Origin of the sequence: Ensifer sp. 2TAB8, assembly GCF_052115125.1 — a bacterium.
Lineage (GTDB): Bacteria > Pseudomonadota > Alphaproteobacteria > Rhizobiales > Rhizobiaceae > Ensifer.
In genome coordinates this window covers 54,186-74,306 of the sequence record NZ_JBFRGB010000031.1, presented here as the reverse complement: position 1 = coordinate 74,306, position 20,121 = coordinate 54,186, and the positions used below count along the sequence as shown (strand labels likewise).

Annotated in this window: 18 protein-coding genes; 9 read left to right on the top strand and 9 right to left on the bottom strand. The window is 62.6% G+C overall.

From position 1 onward, the window contains the following. Positions 1–29 precede the first annotated feature (29 nt). Positions 30–605, bottom strand: coding sequence for a TetR/AcrR family transcriptional regulator (locus AB4Z53_RS31210; RefSeq protein ID WP_441599224.1), 576 nt, complete (start codon positions 603–605; stop codon positions 30–32). Between the two features lie 95 nt (positions 606–700). Between AB4Z53_RS31210 and AB4Z53_RS31205 the strand changes: the two genes are divergently transcribed. Then, complete coding sequence (locus AB4Z53_RS31205; protein ID WP_113539168.1) at positions 701–1,489, top strand: SDR family NAD(P)-dependent oxidoreductase; 789 nt, start codon at positions 701–703, stop codon at positions 1,487–1,489. Positions 1,490–1,745: 256 nt separating this feature from the next. Next, the gene (locus AB4Z53_RS31200) at positions 1,746–2,675 is read left to right on the top strand and encodes an aldo/keto reductase (RefSeq protein WP_441599223.1); all 930 of its coding nucleotides are present in this window, start codon (positions 1,746–1,748) and stop codon (positions 2,673–2,675) included. 79 nt (positions 2,676–2,754) lie between these two features. On the opposite strand, the gene AB4Z53_RS31195 is transcribed toward AB4Z53_RS31200, so the two are convergent. Further along, positions 2,755–5,316 (bottom strand): GcvT family protein, encoded by a 2,562-nt coding sequence (locus AB4Z53_RS31195; protein ID WP_441599222.1) that lies wholly within the window; start codon positions 5,314–5,316, stop codon positions 2,755–2,757. Between the two features lie 397 nt (positions 5,317–5,713). Between AB4Z53_RS31195 and AB4Z53_RS31190 the strand changes: the two genes are divergently transcribed. The 7 genes from AB4Z53_RS31190 (at position 5,714) to AB4Z53_RS31160 (ending at position 13,501) form a co-directional block, all read left to right on the top strand. Beyond that, positions 5,714–6,925, top strand: coding sequence for an ROK family transcriptional regulator (locus tag AB4Z53_RS31190; protein WP_441599221.1), 1,212 nt, complete (start codon positions 5,714–5,716; stop codon positions 6,923–6,925). After that, positions 6,925–8,184, top strand: a complete 1,260-nt coding sequence (locus tag AB4Z53_RS31185; protein WP_441599220.1) for a M20 family metallopeptidase — start codon at positions 6,925–6,927, stop codon at positions 8,182–8,184. Before AB4Z53_RS31190 ends, AB4Z53_RS31185 begins: the two co-directional genes overlap by 1 nt. A 26-nt stretch (positions 8,185–8,210) precedes the next feature. Continuing rightward, the gene (locus AB4Z53_RS31180) at positions 8,211–9,272 is read left to right on the top strand and encodes a substrate-binding domain-containing protein (RefSeq protein ID WP_291157061.1); all 1,062 of its coding nucleotides are present in this window, start codon (positions 8,211–8,213) and stop codon (positions 9,270–9,272) included. Between the two features lie 75 nt (positions 9,273–9,347). Further along, on the top strand, positions 9,348–10,412 hold the full coding sequence (locus tag AB4Z53_RS31175; protein WP_113539174.1) for a substrate-binding domain-containing protein: 1,065 nt from the start codon (positions 9,348–9,350) through the stop codon (positions 10,410–10,412). 130 nt (positions 10,413–10,542) lie between these two features. Further along, the gene (locus tag AB4Z53_RS31170) at positions 10,543–11,520 is read left to right on the top strand and encodes an ABC transporter permease (RefSeq protein ID WP_441599219.1); all 978 of its coding nucleotides are present in this window, start codon (positions 10,543–10,545) and stop codon (positions 11,518–11,520) included. An 11-nt stretch (positions 11,521–11,531) separates the two neighbouring features. Further along, complete coding sequence (locus AB4Z53_RS31165) at positions 11,532–12,731, top strand: alanine racemase (protein ID WP_441599218.1); 1,200 nt, start codon at positions 11,532–11,534, stop codon at positions 12,729–12,731. 11 nt (positions 12,732–12,742) lie between these two features. Then, complete coding sequence (locus AB4Z53_RS31160) at positions 12,743–13,501, top strand: ATP-binding cassette domain-containing protein (RefSeq protein WP_441599217.1); 759 nt, start codon at positions 12,743–12,745, stop codon at positions 13,499–13,501. An 89-nt stretch (positions 13,502–13,590) separates the two neighbouring features. On the opposite strand, the gene AB4Z53_RS31155 is transcribed toward AB4Z53_RS31160, so the two are convergent. From AB4Z53_RS31155 to AB4Z53_RS31125, 7 genes are all read right to left on the bottom strand, one after another. Further along, on the bottom strand, positions 13,591–13,971 hold the full coding sequence (locus AB4Z53_RS31155; RefSeq protein ID WP_113539178.1) for a cytochrome C oxidase subunit IV family protein: 381 nt from the start codon (positions 13,969–13,971) through the stop codon (positions 13,591–13,593). Between the two features lie 9 nt (positions 13,972–13,980). Beyond that, entirely contained in the window at positions 13,981–14,703 is a 723-nt protein-coding gene (locus AB4Z53_RS31150; protein ID WP_113539179.1) for a heme-copper oxidase subunit III family protein, read from the bottom strand. 12 nt (positions 14,704–14,715) lie between these two features. Next, positions 14,716–15,420, bottom strand: coding sequence for a cytochrome c oxidase subunit 3 (locus AB4Z53_RS31145; RefSeq protein ID WP_441599216.1), 705 nt, complete (start codon positions 15,418–15,420; stop codon positions 14,716–14,718). Continuing rightward, entirely contained in the window at positions 15,417–17,195 is a 1,779-nt protein-coding gene (gene ctaD / locus AB4Z53_RS31140) for a cytochrome c oxidase subunit I (RefSeq protein ID WP_291157072.1), read from the bottom strand. Before ctaD ends, AB4Z53_RS31145 begins: the two co-directional genes overlap by 4 nt. Positions 17,196–17,339: 144 nt before the next feature. Then, a complete protein-coding gene (locus AB4Z53_RS31135) occupies positions 17,340–18,182 on the bottom strand; it encodes a cytochrome c oxidase subunit II (RefSeq protein ID WP_441599215.1) in 843 nt (280 codons plus the stop codon). A gap of 242 nt (positions 18,183–18,424) precedes the next feature. Beyond that, positions 18,425–18,811, bottom strand: a complete 387-nt coding sequence (locus AB4Z53_RS31130) for a c-type cytochrome (RefSeq protein WP_113539183.1) — start codon at positions 18,809–18,811, stop codon at positions 18,425–18,427. Between the two features lie 241 nt (positions 18,812–19,052). Beyond that, on the bottom strand, positions 19,053–20,120 hold the full coding sequence (locus tag AB4Z53_RS31125) for an ABC transporter ATP-binding protein (RefSeq protein ID WP_113539184.1): 1,068 nt from the start codon (positions 20,118–20,120) through the stop codon (positions 19,053–19,055). Between the last annotated feature and the right edge of the window lies 1 nt (position 20,121).

Genomic DNA, 20,121 nt, shown 5'->3' with positions numbered 1-20,121 from the left:
CGCCAGGCCGGCGGGAAGGGGCGAATTTATCATGCCACCTCGGCAACGCCGGCGCTTGAACGATCCGAACCCGAAAGCCACGTCCGCGTCTGCGCAAGGATCTCGTCTGACAGAGCCGCATCGTCCGTCATCCGGGCCAGGATCAGCGCACCCACCATCGCAGACCACGTCCCGATCGCCGCCCGGCGTCTATGCTCTTCATCCGGGCCGGGCGCTACTTTGCCGAGGCGCACGAATTGACGTTTGAGACCGGCGGTCATTTCGGCGCGCGCTTCCGCGGGTTGGCGAATAACCTCCGATGCTAGAGCGGCGACCGGACAGCCATGGCCGAAATCGTCTCGATGTTCCGGTGAAAGATAGCGGTCGGCGACGGTTGTGAGGTCCACGGACGGAGGCTCGCTTCCACCCTGCAGTTCGGCAAGGGTCCGGGCGATCAGATCGTCCTTGGACTTGAAGTAGCCGTAGAAGCCGCCGTGGGTGAGGCCGGCCGCCTTCATCACATCCGTCACCGTGACGGACTCGAAGCCGCGCTCGCGGAACAGCCTTCCCGCGGCTTCCAGAATGGTGCGCTTGTTCTCTTCGACCTGCTGTCGGCTCACTCGCATTATCGTCTCCCAACATTTGATTGACATTATACATGATATCCATCATATATCCAAATACATGATGATTGTCATGAATAATCAAAGGAGCACACCCGATGAGCAAGAAGCCAGCAGTCCTTGTAACCGGTGCTTCCACCGGTATCGGCGCCGTCTATGCGGAGCGATTTGCACGCCGCGGCCATGATTTGATCCTGGTCGCCCGCAACGGGGTGCGTCTGGCGGCGCTCGCCGGGCGCCTGCGGAGCGAAACTGGTGTCGATGTCGACGTCGTCCCCGCCGACCTGACGGACGAGCAAGATCTCGCCAAGGTCGAGCAGCGCCTGCGCGAAGACGATCGCATCGGTGTTCTGGTCAACAATGCCGGCACGTCGATCCCGCGCGGCTTCCTCCAGCAGAAGGGCGAGGACATCTCGAAGCTGATCTCGCTCAACATTACGGCTGTGACACGACTTGCCCATGCAGCCGCGCCCCGTTTTGCCGAGAGGGGAGAGGGGGCCATCATCAACATCGCTTCGGTGGTCGGGCTTGCGCCGGAGATGGGGTCCACGGTCTATGGCGCGACCAAGGCGTTTGTGCTGTTCCTGTCCCAAGGGTTGAACGTCGAACTGGCGCAGAAGGGCATCTACGTGCAGGTCGTGCTGCCGGCGGCGACGCGCACCGAAATCTGGGATCATGCGGGCGTCGACGTTGAAACGCTTGCCGGCGTGATGGAGGTCGGCGATCTCGTCGATGCGGCCCTCGTCGGTTTCGATCGCCGCGAGCTGGTCACGATCCCGCCACTGCCGGATGCCGAGCAGTGGAACACCCTTGATGCTGCGCGCCAGGCGATGCTGCCCAATTTCGGGCAGTCCGAGCCCGCCGAACGTTACCGGTCGGCCGCTTGACCAGATCGTGAGACATGGGAGCGGGCGGTTCAGTCGGCTCCCATGACGATAGAACAGCGAAGCTTTAGCATGGCTGCACATCTCATCGATCGCCTATGTGGCCCGCGCCGTATGGTCGTCGACAGGGTCCGGACGTTTGCCAAGTGCCTCCGGGCTGCTAGAGATTGAGGATTACAGAATCGCTATCGCAAGCCTTTTGCGGCTGCGGGCGGGAATTCCTCCTTCAAAACGACGTCGATGATGTGAGCGTAAACCGATGAAAAAATTCAGCCTGGGAACAACCGACCTCTCCGTTTCATCTGCCGTTCTCGGCCTGATGCGGATCTCCGATCTCAGTGATGACGCTATTCGCCGGCTTTATGGCAAGGCGCGGGACGTTGGCATCAACGTCTTCGATCATGCCGATATCTATGGTGGCGAGCTGCATGCCTGCGAGCGCCGTTTCGGTGATGCGCTGCGACTGTCGGCGGCCGAGCGCGAACTGATCATTATCCAGAGCAAGTGCGGCATCCGCCGCGGCTATTTCGATTTCTCCAAAGACCACATCCTGCAATCGGTCGATCGATCGCTGGCGGCGCTGAAGACCGACTATCTCGATGTTCTCTTGCTGCATCGTCCGGATGCGCTGGTGGAGCCGGAGGAGGTGGCGGAGGCCTTCGACAAATTGCAGGCGGCCGGCAAGGTCCGGCATTTCGGCGTCTCGAACCATACGCCGCGCCAGATCGATCTGCTGAAAAAGGCAGTGCGCCAGCCGCTCGTAGCCAACCAGATCCAGCTTAGCATAGCGCATGCGCCCTCGGTCGCCTTCGGCATCGCCGCGAACATGGCCGGCCTCGAGCAGTCGATCGACCGCGACGGCGAGGTCGTCGTCTACTCGCGGATCAATCGCATGTCGCTGCAAGCGTGGTCGCCGTTCCAGCAGGGCTTCTTCGGCGGCGTCTTCGTCGGCGACGAAAAGAACTTCCCCGAGCTTAACCGGGTGCTCGACGAACTCTCGGGCAAGTATGCCGTGTCGCCGTCGGCCATTGCCTATGCATGGATTGCCCGCCATCCCGCAAACATTCAGGTGGTGTTGGGAACGACAAGCCCCGAGCGACTGGCAGACATTGCGCCCGGTGCAGATATCACGCTGTCACGCGAGGACTGGTATCGCCTCTTCACGGCTGCCGGGCATGTGCTGCCCTAACGGACACATTGATGCTCCGAGAAGAAAGGCCCGCTCGGATGAGCGGGCCTTTTGTCTTTTGTCTCCGATGCCGACGCGATCAGGTGCGCGGCTTCAGGTTTTCGGGGTCGTAGATGGGCTTGTAGCCGACGCCGACGACCTCGACTGGATAGGTCTCGGCGAAGTACTCGACGTTCAGCTTGCGGCCGACCTGGCAATGGGACCAGGGCAGGTAGGCAAGCGCGATGTTCTTGCCGATCGTGGGCCCAAAGGCGATGGAGGTGGTGTAGGAGCGGCGGCCGAGTTCGTCGACCAGCACTGCGCCGGTCTCCGGATCCATGACCGGCAGGCTGCCGACCGGGTAGCGCTTCACGCCGCTTCTGTCGGTGTTCTCCGTCATGACGAGTGTGCAGAGCATCGCCGGCTGGTGCTCGCGCGCCTTGTATTCCAGATGCTTTGCCTTGCCGCGGAAGTCCACGTCCTTGACCTTCGGGCGGGCGAGGTCGGCCTCGATGAGGTTGTACTGGGTGAGGAGGTCGGCGTTCTGCAGGCGCAGGCTCTTCTCCATGCGGCGCGAGTTCGCATAGGTTTCGACGCCGAAGGCCATGACGCCGGTGGCGCGCAGCGCGTCCCAGACGGCCAGACCATCTTCATACTTCATGTGGAGTTCCCAGCCCTGCTCGCCGACATAGGAGATGCGGAAAGCGGTGACCTTCTTGCCGGCAATCTCGATCGGCTTGATCGCAGCGAAGGCGAAGTTCTCGATATCGAGGCCCGAGGGGTCGGCAACCACCTTCTTCAGGTTCTCGCGGGCATTGGGGCCCCAGATGCCGATGGTGATGAACTTCTCCGAGACATCGGTGATGGTGACGTTGAGGCCACGGTCCCCGGCGACGCGGCGCATGTACTGGAAGTCGCGCGGGCCGGCATCGGCGCCGTTCACGAGACGGCAGCGATCGGCCATGCGGAAGACGGTGAAGTCGGCGCGGACCATGCCTTCGTCATCGAGGAAGTGGGTGTAGATGCCCTTGCCGATATTGGTGTCGCCGCCGACCTTGGCGGCGCACAGCCATTCGAGCAGCTCGACATGGTCTGGGCCCTCGATATCGACCATGTGGAAGTGCGAGAGGTTGACGATACCGCAATCCTCGCTCATCGCCAGATGTTCAGCGTTGGAGACACGCCAGAAATGGCGGCTGTCCCACTCGTTCTCGCGCACGGGTACGCGGTTGCCGTATTTTTCGAGCAGATGCTCGTTGGCGGCGTAGCCATGCGCGCGCTCCCAGCCGCCGAGCTCCATGAAGTAGCCGCCGAGTTCCTTCTCGCGCTCGTAGAAGGGCGAGCGCTTGACGTTGCGGCCGCTGGCATAGGGCTCGCGCGTGTGTACGGCCGGATAGTAAATCTTCTGCGCCGCCTCGAAGCAGCGACCCTCGATGAACTTCTCTTCGAGCTGGTGCGGGTAGAAGCGGGAATAATCGATCGAGGCGTGGTCGATCTCGGTGCGGCCGTCCGTCATCCAGTCGGCGATCAGCTTGCCGTAGCCGGGGCCGTCCTTCACCCAGATGGCGACGCAGTACCAGAGGCCGCGCACCTTCTGGCTCTCGCCGCAGGAAGGACCGCCGGCGGCCGAAACCTGCAGCAGGCCGTTGAAGGAATGGCCCTCGTTGTAGCCGAGTTCGCCGAGGATCGGCGTCAGCTCCATGGCGCGCTCAAGCGGCTCGATGATCTGCTCCATATCGAGGTCGCGCTGCGAGGGCGACAGGCGCGCTTCGTGCTTTTCGAGGATGTTACGCGGATGGCAGAGGCGCGGATTGGTGGTCTCGTAATAACCCCACTCGATCTGGCCGCCTTCGGTGGTCTTCGGGTCGCCGGTGTCGCGCATGTAGGCAGAGTTGCCCTGGTCGCGCAAAAGCGGGAAACCGATCTCCTTGCCGGTGCCTTCGAACTCGTTGTACGGACCGAAGAAGGTGAGCGGATGGTCGACCGGCATGACCGGCAGGTCCTCGCCGACCATTTCGGCGATCAGGCGGCCCCAGATACCGGCGCAGACGACGACATGGTCGGCCATGATCGTGCCGCGATGGGTGACGACGCCCTTGATGCGGCCGTTCTCAACGATCAGCGACTGTGCCGGCGTGTTGCCGAAGACCTGCAGCTTGCCGGACTTTTCCGCCGCATCGACCAGCTTTCCGGCTACCGTCTGGGAGCGCGGGATGACGAGGCCGGCATCCGGATCGAACATGCCGCCCATGACCTGATCTTCCTCGATCAGCGGGAACATCTTCTTGATCTCGGCGGGCGAAACATAGTGGGCGCGGGTGCCGAAGGCCTTGGCGGAGGAAAGCTTGCGCTTGATCTCTTCCATCCAGACGTCGTCGCCGGTGCGCGCGACTTCCAGGCCGCCGATGCGGGCGTAGTGGCCCATCTTCTCGAAGAAATCGATCGAGTATTGTGTCGTCCAGACCGACAGATAGTCGTGGCTGGTGGTGTAGCAGAAGTCCGAGGCGTGCGCCGTCGAGCCGATATCGGTCGGGACGCCTGACTTGTCGATGCCGACGATGTCGTCCCAGCCGCGCTCGATCAGGTGATGCGCGATCGAGGCGCCAACGATGCCACCCAGCCCGATGATTACGACCTTCGCCTTTTGCGGAAACTCTGCCATTGATTGCGACCCTAGTTGGATTGGAAGCCGGATTTTAAGGCGTGATAGATCACGACTAGAGCCTGTCTACGACATAATCATCAAACTGCACGACCAGAGCCGGGCAATCTGAAGATCGCGGGACGTGAGCTAGCGGAACGGTCATGCCACTGATTTCGTGAGAAAAAGCGCCCATGGGCGCAGACGTGATTTCTCTACCATACAGCAAATCCGGGCGCATTCGAATGCGTCATCGGCAGCCGTGAGCGAATGTCGGTCTGTGGATGGTTCATTCGCCCGGCCAGCCGCAACTCAGACATCGATGGCGGCTTCACGAAAGATAATCCCATTGGGCGAGATTGACAGACACGTTCGATATTAATAAGTTCGGTAACAGAACGAATTAAAAGAGGCCACCGTGAACGACAGCCTGCGCATCTCCCGGAAATTCTCGCAGCGTTCCGTCATGGAAGCGATCGTCCAGGGTGGGCCGATATCGCGTGCATCGATTTCCAAGCAGACCGGCCTTTCCAAGCAGACCATCTCCGAGATCGTTCGCGGGCTCGAAGAAGAGGGGTGGGTTCAGGAGACGGGACGCACCAGCGGCCATGTCGGGCGAACCGCCGTCACCTATGAGTTGGTCTGCGATGCGGCCTACATCATCGCCGTTGACCTCGGCGGCACGAAAGTGCGGGTGGCGATCACCGATCTCGCCTGCCAGATTTTTGCCGAAGACACGGCGCCGACCGATCCGCGCGGCGGCCGCTTCGTGGTGGAGCAGATCGCCGAGATGGCTTTTGCGGCGGCGTCACGCCAGAAGATCGCCCGCGAAAAGATCCGTCTCGCCGTCGTCGGCGTACCCGGTGCGCCCTGCAGCGAAACCGGTCGTGTGCTGCTTGCGCCGAACATTGCCGGCTTCGATACGATGGACGTCGTCGGTGCCTTCGAAGAGGTGCTCGGCTTCGGCGCCATGCTTGAAAACGACGTCAATCTTGCGGTGCTCGGTGAGAACTGGCTGGGGCAGGGGCAGGGGATCGACAATCTTGCCTATGTGGCGCTCGGTACCGGTGTCGGCAGCGGCCTGATGGTCGGCGGGCATCTGGTGCGCGGCGCCAGCAACGCGGCAGGTGAAATGGGTTTTCTGCCGCTCGGCGCAGATCCGTTCGAAGCGGAATCGCTGCGCACCGGCGCATTCGAGCGGGCCGTTGCCTCACACGGCATGGCGGAACGGTATGCCGCCCTTTCGGGCAAGAACGTCACCGTGCCCACGATCTTTGCCAATGCGGAGGCCGGCGACGCCGCCGCCGTGTCGGTGCTCGATGAGACCGGGCGGTTCCTTGCCCGCGGCGTTGCTGCGATTGCGGCGATCGCCAATCCGCAGAAGGTCATTCTCGGCGGATCGATCGGCTTGCGGCCGGAAATGCTGGAGCGGGTGAAGACCTTCCTGCCGCAGTGCTTTCCCTATCCCGTCACCGTCGAGACAGGCGAGCTCGGTTCGCGCGCGGCGATCATCGGTGCTGCGGCGATCGGACTGAGCCAATTGCACAATACCCTCTTCGGGGTCGATGCGCCCGATGGCCGGATCTCCCTGCCGCGGGCCAATGTCAACGCACTTCGGGAGGCGATGTGATGACGACGACGGATGGCTTGGTCGAACGGCTGCGCGAAGCACTCGACAAAGAGGCCGCAATTGCGCTTTTCCGCGGCGCGATCGGGCGCGAGAGCATTACCGGCAATGAAGCCAATGTCGTCTCGTACCTTGCCGAGGCGATGCAGAGCCTTGGCCTCGATGGGTTGACGACCGCGGAGTTTCGGCCTGGCCGCCCGAATGTCTGGGCCGAGCGGAAGGGCGCCGGCAGCGGACCACGGCTGCTGTTCATCGGTCATACGGATACCGTGCACGTCGACGGCTGGCGCGAACATTGGGCGGGCACCGAGCGGGAGGACCCCTTCGCGGCGCCGATCATCGACGGCGCGGTCTGGGCGCGCGGCTCGGGCGATCTCAAGGCCGGCATATGCTCTTCGCTTTCCGCCCTGTCGCTGCTCGATCGGGCAGGCGTCAAGCTTGCCGGCGACATCGCCTTCGCATTTGTCGGCGATGAGGAAAGCGGCCAGCCCGGCACCGGTGTTTCGGCAGGCATCAAGGACCTCGTCACCCGCATCGAAACGGGCGAGATCGCGCGGCCGGATTTCGTCGTCTATGTCGAGCCTACTCGCCTTTCGGTCTATCCGGCGCAGATCGGCTTCTTCATCACCGACATCACCATAACGGGCAAATCCGCTTACTTCGGCGTTCCCGAACTCGGCAAGGATGCCCTGCGCGCCAGCCATGCGGCGATGTCTGCGCTCTGGGCCCATTCCGACGAGGTCGCTGCACGTGCCGAGCACAAGCTGATCGGCCGCAGTTTCCTGTTGATCACCGGCCTTGCCGGCGGCGGCTATATTGCCGTGCCCGATCGCTGCACCCTGTCGCTGATCCGCAAGCTCTTGCCGGGTGAATCTCTGGACAAGGCGGCGGCTGAGATCGAAGCGGCCGTTCGCTCAGCGATCACCGACCCTGAGATTACCTTCGAGTTTTCGTATCCGGCTGGCCGTGACCATCAGCTCGGTGGCACGGCGGCCGAGATCGACGAGACTGCGGCAGAAGTCGGCGCGTTGTCCACTGCCATGGCCGAAGCCATGGTCGGGCGCGGTGTGATCGAAGGTGCGCCCTTCTGGTCGGAGACGCCGTTCTTCGTCAATCGCCTCGGCATACCTGCCGTCTACTGCGCGCCTGGCGATATCCGCAACTGCCATACCTACGAAGAACGGGTCGAGGTGGAGGAATATCTCGCCGGTGTCGTCGGCTTTGCTGCCTTCATGGCGCGCTATTGCGGCGTCGTGGACTGAACTGTTGAACAAGAGGGAGAGAGACAATGCTTTTGAAGAAATTGATGGCTGCTGCACTCGTCAGTGGTTTCGTGCTTGCCGCAGGTACCGCTTCCGCCCAGACGGTCGGTCCGTCCGGTGAGAGCGCAACGCCGAGTGCCGACGTCGCCCTGACCGATGCCGATATCGGCGCCCTCAAGGGCAAGGGCTACAAGGCTGCCCTGCTGTGGCACACCTCGTCGGATTTCACCAATGCGGTTTCGGCCGGCGCCAAGGATGAATTCGCCCGTGCCGGCGTGGAGATCGCAGTAACGACGGATGCCGGCTTCGATGCGGCGCGCCAGCGCAGCGACATCGAAACAGCGCTTGCCGCCAAGCCGAATGTCATCCTGGCGCTGCCGCTCGATCCGGTGACCTCGGCCGAGGCGTTCCGCCAGGCGGTGACCGATGGCAGCAAGCTCGTGTTCCTCTCCAACCTGCCGAGCGGCTACAAGCAGGGCGCCGACTATGCCTCGATCGTCACCGACGATCTCTACCAGATGGGCAAGCAGGCGGCCGACGCGCTGGCCAAGGCGATCGGCAACAAGGGCAAGGTTGGCTACATCTTCCATGACGCCAGCTACTATGTGACCAACCAGCGCGACCAGGCCTTCAAGTCGACGATCGAGAAGGACTATCCGGATATCAAGATCGTTGCCGAGCAGGGCATTTCCGACCCGGCACGTGCCGAGGAACTGGCAAGCGCCATGCTGCTTCAGAACCCCGATCTCGACGGCATCTATGTGACCTGGGCCGAGCCTGCCGACGGCGTGCTTTCTGCGCTGCGCACCAGCGGCAATACCAAGACCAAGATCGTCACGCTCGACCTTGCCGAACCAGTAGCGCTCGACATGGTCAAGGGCGGCAATGTCACGGCACTGGTCGCCGACAAGGCCTATGAGCTTGGACGCGCCATGGCTGCTGCCGGCCTGAAGTCGCTGCTCGGTCAACAGACCCCGGCCTTTGTCGTTGCTCCGGCGCTGACCGTCACCAAGGAAAACGTCGCCGAAGGCTGGAAGCAGTCGCTCAACCGCGATGCGCCGCAGTCGGTGCTCGATGCGGCCAAGTAATCAGGCAGCGAAGTAATCCGATAGCCGCCGGGAGAGAGGATGTTTCCGGCGGCACCATCCTAAAGGGAGGCAGAGATGCACAGGGCAGTGAGACATTTCGCGTTGCTGGCGACGGTGTTTGCCGCGACATCCGGCTTTGCCGCTGATGGCAAGACCACAGGGCCGCATGGCGAGACGCCGACGTCCGCGGGCAGCCTGACTCTGACGGCGGAGCAGGAACAGCAGATCAAGGACGGCAAGTTCACCGCGGCGCTCGTCTGGCACGAGATGAGCGAATACACCAATGCGGTCAACAGCGGCGCGCATGACGAGTTCAAGCGGCTCGGCGTCGAGGTGGTCGCCCAGACCGATGCGGGTTTCGATGCCGCCCGGCAGAAATCCGATGTCGAGACGGTTCTTGCCAAGAAGCCGTCGATCATCCTGTCGCTGCCCGTCGATCCGGCAACCGCTGCCGTTGTCTACGATCCGGCCCGCACTGCAGGCGTCAAGCTCGCTTTCGTCGACAATTCGCCAGCCGGCTACGAACACGGCAAGGACTATGTGACAATCGTCTCGGACGACCTGTTCCAGATGGGCAACAAGGCCGCCGTCGCGATGGCGGATGCCCTCGGCGGCAAGGGCAAGCTTGGCTACATCTATCATGACGCCGATTTCTACGTGACCAACCAGCGCGACGGCGCCTTCAAGTCGACGATCGAACAGGACTACCCTGATATGAAGATCGTTGCAGAAGCCGGCATGGCCGACCCGGCCCGCAGCGAGGAAATCGCGCAAGGGATGATCACCCAGAACCCGGACCTCGACGGCATCTATGTGACCTGGGCGGAGCCGGCGTTGAGCGTGCTTTCGACACTGCGCGGAGCGGGCAACACCCACACCAAGATCGTGACGCTCGACCTCAACGAGCCAGCAGCGCTGGATATGGTCAAGGGCGGCAACATCGCGGCGCTTGTCGCCGACGAAGCCTACAATATCGGCGTCACCGCAGCGCGCGCCGCGGCAGGGTCGCTGGTCGGCCAAAAGGCCGAGCCTTTCCTGGTGGTCGACTCGCTTGCCGTCACCAAGGCGACGGTCGTCGACGGCTGGAAGAAGTCTCTGAACAAGGATGTGCCCGCGACGATCGCGGATGCGATGAAGTGATGAAATGATGTCCGCTGCATGTGGGAAACATGCAGCTTCTCATAGTGCTACGGTGACCTTTGCGCGTCCGACCCGACGTGCGGCGCCGTAGTGCAGGGGGAGCCTTCCCCCTGCCTTCGGAGGAAGAATGATGTCCAGTGCCCATTCCAGCGCGAGCGGCCAGCCGGCGAGCCTCGTCAATCGCCTCAACCTGCAGCAATACGTCGTCTATCTCGGCTTCCTGGCGATCTTCCTGTTCTTCGCCATCGTGCTGAAGGACAGCGGCTTTCTGACCGTTCGCAACCTGTCGAACATCATGCTGCAGACCGCACCGGTGACGATCATGGCGATCGGTCTCGTCTTCGTCATGTCGGCGGGTGAAATCGACCTTTCGATCGGCTCCACGGTTGCCGTGTCGGCGCTGGCGGCAGCGGTAACGATCAACGAATATGGCCTGGTGGCCGGCGTCGTCGCCGGTATCGGCGCCGGCGTGCTGATCGGGCTTTTGAACGGTGCCCTCGTCGCCTTTGTCAAGCTACCCTCTTTCCTGGTCACGCTGGCGACGCTCGGGCTTTTTGCCGGCGTCTCCCGGTCGATGACGAACCTGCGATCCATTCCGGTCACCGACAGCACCTTCACCGGTTTCTTCGGTTCGGGCTCGTTCCTGGGCGTGCCCTCGCTGATCTGGTGGACGGTGGTCGCTATTGTCTGCGGCCATGTCATCTACCGTGAGACCCGCTTCGGCGCCCATGTGCTGGCGACGGGCGACAACAGCCGCGCGGCGAGCGTGTCGGGCATCAGCGTCCCGCGCATCCGCCTGACGGTTCTGGTGATCAGCGGTGCGCTCGCCGGCCTTGCGGGTCTGCTCTATGCCGGCCGGCTGCAAGCCGCCAAATACACGCTCGGCGAAACCGACCTGATGACCGTGATCGCGGCCGTCATCGTCGGTGGCACGCTGCTCAACGGTGGCAAGGGATCGATCATCGGCGCACTCGTCGGTTCGCTGATGATGGGCATGCTCAACAACGGCCTGATCCTGATGGGCCTTTCCGTTTCCGACCAGATGATCGTTCGCGGTCTCATCATCCTCGCTGCGGTCGCCGTGTCGCTGCGCGAAAAATCCCGCTGAAGGAGGCACCCATGTTTCTCGACGTTTTGCGCCGCCGCAACCCGGCCTTCATCGAAGCGGCGATCGGCCTGCACCAACAGGGCAAGATCCCGGCGAATGCCTATGTGTTGGACCTCGATGCGGTCGAGGCCAATGCAACGATTATGAGCGATGAGGCCCGTCGCCTCGGCCTGAAGACTTTTGCCATGACCAAGCAGGTCGGCCGCTCCAGCTCTTTCTGTGACGCGGTGAAGCGTGGCGGTATCGATCGTTCGGTTGCGGTCGACATGGCCTGCGCCCGCGCCACCCACAAGGCGGGCTTGAAGGTCGGCCATCTCGGCCACCTGCAGCAGGTCGCACGCCATGAAGCGGCCGCCGCTGCGAGGACCTTCCGGCCGGACTACTGGACGGTCTTCAACGACGAGAAGGCGGGAGAAGCCGCTGCGGGCGCAAAGGCAGCCGGCTATCGGCAGGGTCTGCTCGCCCGCATCCGCGCGCAAGGCGATACCTTCTACCGCGGGCACGAGGGCGGCTTCGATGCCGGCGACGTCGCTGCGGTGGCGGACCGTCTCGATGCGCTCGAGGGCGGCCGCTTTGCCGGCATTACCACCTTTCCGGCGTTGCTCTTCGACCACGCCAGCCGCAAGGTGAAGCCGACGCACAATCTCGCAACGCTTTCGAAGGCTGCCGAGGCGCTCGCCAAGGCAGGCCGCAAAGGGATCGAGGTGAACGCGCCCGGCACGACCTCGAGCGTGATGCTGCCGGCCCTTGCCGAAGCGGGTGCGACCCAGTGCGAGCCGGGCAACGGCCTGCACGGCACGACCGCGCTGCACGTGATGGAGGATCTGCCGGAACTGCCAGCGGTACTCTACCTCACGGAGGTCTCCCACCTCTCGGGCGGCAAGGCCTATTGCTTCGGCGGTGGCTTCTACATCGATCCGATCTTCCCCGACTATGACGTCAAGGCGATCGTATCGCCCGAACCGACGACGGCCGAAGCGGCACTCCGAAGCGTCGAAGTGCCGCCGCCCTCGGCGATCGACTACTACGCGATGATCGACGCCAATGGACCGGCGGCGCCAAAGCCCGGCGATACGGCCGTGTTTGGCTTCCGCGGCCAGGCCTTCGTCACGCGCGCCTATGTCGTCGGCGTGTCGGGCATCTCGAAGGGCACGCCGAAGGTGGAAACGATCGAAAACGGTTTCGGTGAAACCGCGGCCTGGCCGGTTTGAGGGGCGACGTCATGAACGCGAATACCAATTCTGCGCGCGAGCCGGTCCTGAAGCTGAAGGACATCCGTAAGACTTTCGGCGGCGTCACCGCGATCGAGAACTTCTCGCTCGAGGTCCGTCCGGGTGAGATCGTCGCGCTCGTCGGCGACAATGGTGCCGGCAAGTCGACGCTGATCAAGATCATCTCGGGCGTCTACACGCCGACTTCGGGCACGATCACCATCGAGAACGAGACGGTGGCAATGTCGAACGCCACCATGGCGCGCGCCCACGGCATCGAGGTCGTCTACCAGGATCTGGCGCTTGCCGACCAGCAGACGGTCTACATGAACATGTTCCTCGGTCGTGAGCCCACCAACCGCTTCGGCCTGCTCGACCGTCGCCGGATGATTGCCGAGACCGAGACGCTGGTGAAGGACCTCGATGTCCGCATCCCCTCGGCCCATGCGACGATCCGCGACCTCTCGGGCGGGCAGCGGCAGGGCGTCGCCATCGCGCGCGCCACCCATTGGGCGAGCAAGCTCATCCTTCTCGATGAGCCGACGGCGGCCCTCGGCGTTGCCGAAACCGCCAAGGTCGAGGAAATCGTGGAATCGCTCAAGCGCCGCAACATCGGCGTGCTGATCATCAGCCACAGTCTGGATCAGGTGTTCAAGCTTGCCGACCGCATCTGTGTCCTGCGCCGCGGCAAGCAGATCGGCATCCGGGAGACGGCGAAGACCGACAAGAACGAGATCATTGCGATGATCACAGGGCTTCAGCAGCACTGAAGCTAGGGGTGTTGCTTACCCCTCTGCAGAGGGGGGTAACTCCAGGACTTACCGGATCTCAAGCGTGGCGCCACCGTTGCCACGCCACTTTACGGTGCGGCGCCGAAAAACGTCAGGCGGGTGAAGAGCACGTAGTGCGATTCCGAAACCATCAGCGCGACGAAGACAAGCACCAGGAGGGGGGGCAGGAGGATCGCATAGATCAGTGCCAGCCGTTCCCAGGCCATGTGCATGAAGATCGAGACGATGAGCCCAGCCTTCAGCACCATGAAAAGCAGGATCAGCGACCATCTGAGATAGCCCTGCAGCCCGATGTAGTCGACGAGGTAAGAGAAGGTGCTGAGCACGAAGAGCAGCAACCAGACGACCAGGTAGAGCCCGATCGGGTGCTGCTGGTGTTCATGCGCCGGTGCCTGCGTTTGTGCTTGCCCTTGCGGTACCGTGCCGGTGTGTGCCGTCGTCTCTGCCATGACCATGCCTCACCACAGATAGAAGAATGCGAAGATGAAGACCCAGACGAGATCGACGAAGTGCCAGTAAAGGCCGGTGATCTCGACGATCTCGTATTGTCCCTTGCGGCTCGTGAAGAAGCCACGCTTGCCGGTATCGAAGTCGCCGCGCCAGACCTTGCGGGCGATGATCAGCAGGAAGATGACGCCGATCGTGACGTGCGTACCGTGGAAGCCGGTGATCATGAAGAAGGTGGAGCCGAATTGGGCAGCACCCCAGGGGTTGCCCCAGGGACGTACGCCCTCGGTGATCAGCTTTGTCCACTCGAAAGCCTGCATGCCGACGAAGGTGGCGCCGAAAAGGGCGGTCAGCAGCATGAGGAGTGCTGTCTTCTTGCGGTCGCGGCGATAGCCGAAGTTGACGGCCATGGCCATGGTACCGCTTGAGGAGATCAGCACGAACGTCATGATCGCGATGAGGATCAGTGGCACGTCGGTGCCGCCGATATGCAGCGCGAACACCTCGCTCGGGTTCGGCCAGGGAACGGCGGTCGACATGCGCGCCGACATGTAGGCGACGAGGAAGCAGCCGAAGATGAATGTGTCGCTGAGGAGGAAGATCCACATCATCGCCTTGCCCCAGGAGACGTTCTTGAACGCCCGCTGATCGGAGGCCCAGTCGGCGGTAAAGCCGGCAAGGCCCGCCGGGCGATGGAGCGGTTCTCTGACAGGCGAATGTGTCTCGGCGGACATGCGACGGCTCCCTCAGGTCAAGAGTTGCCGGCAGAGCTCGACGAAATCGTTTGCCCAACCGGAAAAGAGCGCGAAAAGCACCAGCCAAACGGCCAGCATGAAATGCCAGTAGGTGGCGCAGAGCGTGATCGACAGAACGGCCTTTTCGCCCATCGGGCCGCTGCGTGTTTTCACGATTACCCGGGTGAGCGCAAAGAGGCCGCCGAGAATGTGAAGGCCATGCATGCCGGATATCATGTAGAAGAAGCTGTTGGCCGGGTTGTCGGCAAGCAGATAGCCGGCGTCGGTCAGTTCGCGCCAGGCGAAGACTTGGCCCGCAAGGAAGGCGAGCCCCGCAGCAAGGGCGGCGATCAGCGCCGTGCGGCTTGCCTCGTCATGGTGACGTTCCGCCGTCACGCGCGCGGCGTGAAGCAAGAGGCTGCCGAGCCCGAGGATGGCGGTGTTCAGCCAGAGGACCTTCGGCATCGGCGTCGACCACCAGTCGGCGGATGCCATGCGCATGAAATAGGCGCTCATGAACAGCGAGAAGAGCGCGCCGACCACGGCAAGGAAAACGCCAAGGCCGATCTTTGCGGCCGGGATCGAAGGCCGGCCGTGTGGACGGGGATCGTGGGCGTGGCCGACCTCCAGCCACGGTTTGGAGAAGAGCCGTTGCCGACTGAGCCACCAGCCGGCAATCGCGAGGATCACCGCCAGGAAGATGAGGGCGACGTTCATGAGGCCCCCTCCGGCGCAAGGCCGATCGAACCCGGCTGGTTCTGCGGAATGAAGTCTTCGGGCGCTCCCGGCACGCTGTAGTCATAGGCCCAACGGTAGACGACCGGCAGCTCCTTGCCCCAGTTGCCGTGGCGCGGCGGCGTTTCCGGCGTCTGCCATTCGAGCGTCGTCGCCCGCCAGGGATTGCCGCCGGCGTCGCGGCCATGGCGGATGCTCCAGACGAGATTGAAGAGGAAGACGATCTGCGCGGCGCCGACGATCAGCGCCATGATGGTGATGAATTCGTTGAGCGTATGGGCGGAGGCCGGGACGAAGGCGGTCTCGCCCATTTCATAGTAGCGGCGGGGAACGCCGATCAGCCCGAGATAGTGCATCGGGAAGAAGATCAGATAGGCGCCGATGAAGGTGACCCAGAAATGGATTTGCCCGAGCGTTTCGTTGAGCATGCGGCCGGTGATCTTCGGGTACCAGTGATAGATCGCCCCGAAAATCACCATGATCGGCGCCACGCCCATGACCATGTGGAAATGGGCGACGACGAACATCGTGTCGGAAAGCGGCACGTCGACGACGACGTTGCCGAGGAACAGCCCCGTCAGCCCGCCATTGACGAAGGTGACGATGAAGGCGAGCGCAAAGAGCATCGGCAGCGTCAGGTGGATGTCGCCGCGCCAGAGCGTCAGCACCCAGTTATAGACCTTGATCGCCGTCGGCACGGCGATGATGAGCGTGGTCGTCGCGAAGAAGAAACCGAAATAGGGGTTCATGCCGCTGACATACATGTGGTGCGCCCAGACGACGAAGGAGAGCGCGCCGATGATGACGATCGCCCAGACCATCATGCGGTACCCGAAGATGTTCTTGCGGGCGTGGGTGCTGATCAGATCGGAGACGATGCCGAAGGCCGGCAGCGCCACGATGTAGACTTCCGGGTGGCCGAAGAACCAGAAGAGGTGCTGGAACAGGATCGGGCTGCCGCCGCCATGCTGCAGCTGCTCGCCCATCTCGACGATCGCCGGCATGAAGAAGCTGGTACCGAGCACGCGATCGAAGAGCATCATGACGCAGGCGACGAAGAGGGCGGGAAAGGCGAGCAGCGCCATGACCGTCGCCGTGAAGATACCCCAGACGGTGAGCGGCATGCGCATCAGCGTCATGCCGCGGGCGCGGCCCTGGAGCACGGTGACCACATAGTTGAGCCCACCCATGGTGAAACCGATGATGAACAGGATGAGGGAGGAGAGCATCAGGATGATGCCCCAGTCCTTGCCTCCCGGCGTGCCGGAGAGCAGGGCCTGCGGCGGGTAGAGCGTCCAGCCGGCGCCGGTCGGGCCGCCGGGCGCGAAGAAACTCGCGACCAGCACCAGCACGGCGAGCAGGTACAGCCAGTAGCTCAGCATGTTGGCGTAGGGAAAGACCATGTCGCGTGCACCGAGCATCAGCGGGATCAGGTAATTGCCGAAGCCGCCGAGGAAGAGTGCGGTCAAGAGATAGATCACCATGATCATGCCGTGCATGGTGATGAACTGGTAGTAGCGCTCCGCATCGATGAAGGCGAAGGCGCCGGGAAAGCCGAGTTGCAGCCGCATCAGCCAGGACAGTACCAGCGCGACCATGCCGATGGCGATCGCGGTCGAGGCATATTGCACGGCGATGATCTTGGCATCCTGGCTGAAGACGTAGCGCGTCCACCAGCTATGAGGATGATAGAGTTCGACATCCTCCACTTCCGCGGGACCTATCGATTCGCCCGTACCTGACCGGATGTCGACCATCTGCGAGAACCTCCCAACACCGGATCATCGCGATCCAACGCTTTGAAACACGCAACTCCGGAACGGTAACTGAGGAGTTGCTTTCGCTCACGAGCGGCATGCGGGTGCAAAACCCGCATTCCGCCTTGGCCGTCGGGGCGCCTCCTATTGCGCCGGGGCGGCAGTCACTGCCTGCGCCGTCTGTTTCGCCTCTGTCGCTGCCATCATCTGTGAAAAGGTCTGCTGCTGCGACAGCCAGGCCTGATAGTCGGCGGCGCTGTCGACGACGACGGTGCCGCGCATCTGCGGATGTCCGACGCCGCAGAGCTCTGCGCACAGAACTTCAAACGTGCCGGTGCGCGTCGGCGTCAGCCAGAAATAGGTGACCATGCCAGGCACCATGTCCATCTTGGCGCGGAACTCCGGCACGTAGAAATCGTGCAGCACGTCGACCGAACGCAGGAGGATCTTGACCGGCTTGCCGACCTCGAGATGCAATTCGCCGCCCTCGATGACGTAGTCGTCAAGCGCTGCCGGATCGTTGCGATTGAGGCCGAGCGCGTTCTCCGGCGTCACGTCGCGGGTCTCTGAGGTTCCGAGCTTGCCGTCGGCACCGGGCAGGCGGAAGCTCCACAACCATTGCTGGCCGACGACCTCGACCTCTGCGGCACCGTTCGGCACGGTGACGAATTGATGCCAGACGAAGAGGCCGGGTGTCAGCATTGCGGCGACGCCGAGCGTCGTGCCGCCGGCGAGCCATCCTTCGAGCTTGCGGTTTTCCGGTTCATAGGCCGCCCGGTTTCCCGGGCGATGCCGAAAACGGAGGACGCAATAGGCCATGAAAAGCACCACGGCGACGAAGACGAAGCCGGTGATCCAGAAGGTAATGATGAGCGTATTGTCGATGTAATTCCAGTTGGACGCGATGGGCGTCCACCACCAAGGGCTAAACAGATGGAACAATACCGATCCGATAGCCAGAAAAACCAGAATAACTACCACGGCCATTTCTTGTCCCTCCTCGCCGCGGGCGGCTGTGGGCATGAATACGCAATCCGTAGAGCTCTGCTGCATGTTTCCTTTATTCGTAGCCGATTGAGGACAAAACATGCAGGAATTTCAGAATTCTACAGCGACCTTTGCGCGTCTGATAAGGCGCGCGGCGCTGTAGGTGCAATTATTACACGAACGTCAAATAGTCGCAATTCGCCGTCCGGTCTTAGATGGAGACTATCTCTAATCTTTCTCGGCTACTGCGAATACTGCTTGAGGTAGGCGAGGAGGTTGGAGATGTCGGTGTCGTCCTTCAGGCCGGCAAAGGCCATCTTCGTGCCTTTCACCTTGGCTTTGGGATTGTGCAGATAGTCGCGCAGCGTCGTCTCATCCCAGACGAGGCCACCCTTGCCGGCATCGACCATTGCCGAGGAGTAGCTGAAGTTGGGATGGGTGCCGGCGGTCCGCCCCAACACATGGTTGAGCGATGGGCCGACCTTGTTGGTATCGCTGTCGGCGATGTGACAGACAGCGCATTTCTTGAAAACGGTGGCACCGGCTGCGGCATCACCTTCTTGGGCGCGGGCAGCGAGCGGACAGAGCAGGGTTGTCGAAAGGGCGAGGGCAACAACAAGAATTCGCATGACACTTCCTCAAAATCGCCGGGCGCAGGCAAGGAAGGCTATCGTCAATTTTTGGTTTTGGCGGTGCTTGCTTCTCTCAGGTGGCGCCACGGGCGGTTGATACTTGCGACACGAGAAACGGTACGCTTCGCCTTCAGGAAGTCAACCGCAGTCGCTCATGCACTGTCTCATCGGATGCGCTGGAAAGCGAACATGCAGTGGGCGCGCCATCTGGCGCGCCCATTCGTTGCATCAACCACGATCAGACGCGATTGCCGGCGGCGTCGAAGAAATGCAGCCGCTCGACCGGCAGGCGCACGGCAAGCGTGCCGGAGGCGTTGAGGAACTTGCGGTCGTTGGTGAACGCCTTGAAGCCGGAGCGGCCGAAGGAGAGGTGCAGGATGATACCGAAGCCGGTCGGCTCGACAAGGTCGACGCTGGCCTTGAGCGCATCCGGCCCTTCGCCGCCGATCTCCACATGTTCCGGGCGGATGCCGAGTGTGGCCTTGGCTCCGTCCGCCAAGGCGGGATGCGGCTGTGCCGGGACGACAATGCCGCTTTGCGTTTCGAAGCGCGGGGCGGTGCCGTTGCGGTAGGTGCCCTCGAAGAAGTTCATGCCGGGCGAGCCGATGAAGCCGGCGACGAAGAGATTGGCCGGCCGGTCATAGAGGTCGAGCGGGCTGCCGACCTGCTGCACGAAGCCGCCGTTCATGGCGACGATCCGGTCTGCGAGCGTCATTGCCTCGATCTGGTCGTGGGTGACGTAGATCGAAGTGGCGCCGAGGTCCTTGTGCAGCTTCTTGATTTCGGCGCGCATCTGCTCTCGCAGGCGCGCGTCGAGGTTCGAGAGCGGCTCGTCGAAGAGAAACGCCTTTGGCTCGCGAACGATGGCGCGGCCCATGGCGACGCGCTGACGCTGGCCGCCAGACAGTGCGCGGGGGCGGCGTTCGAGCAGCGGGTCGAGACCGAGCTTGGCGGCCGCACCCGAGACGACGCTCGCGATCTTTTCCTTCGCAGTCTTCCGGAGCCTCAGGCTGTAACTCATGTTCTTGGCGACCGACATATGCGGATAGAGCGCATAGGACTGGAACACCATGGCGATGTCACGGTCCTTCGGAGCGAGCTCGTTGACACGTTTTCCGGCGATGCGGATTTCGCCCGAAGTCACGCTTTCAAGCCCGGCGATCATGCGCAGCAGCGTGGACTTGCCGCAGCCGGACGGGCCGACGAGCACGACGAATTCGCCGTCGCCGATCTTCAGGTCGACATCATGCAGGACCGGGTGGATGCCGTAGGATTTCTGGATGTTGGCGATATCGATGGAAGCCATG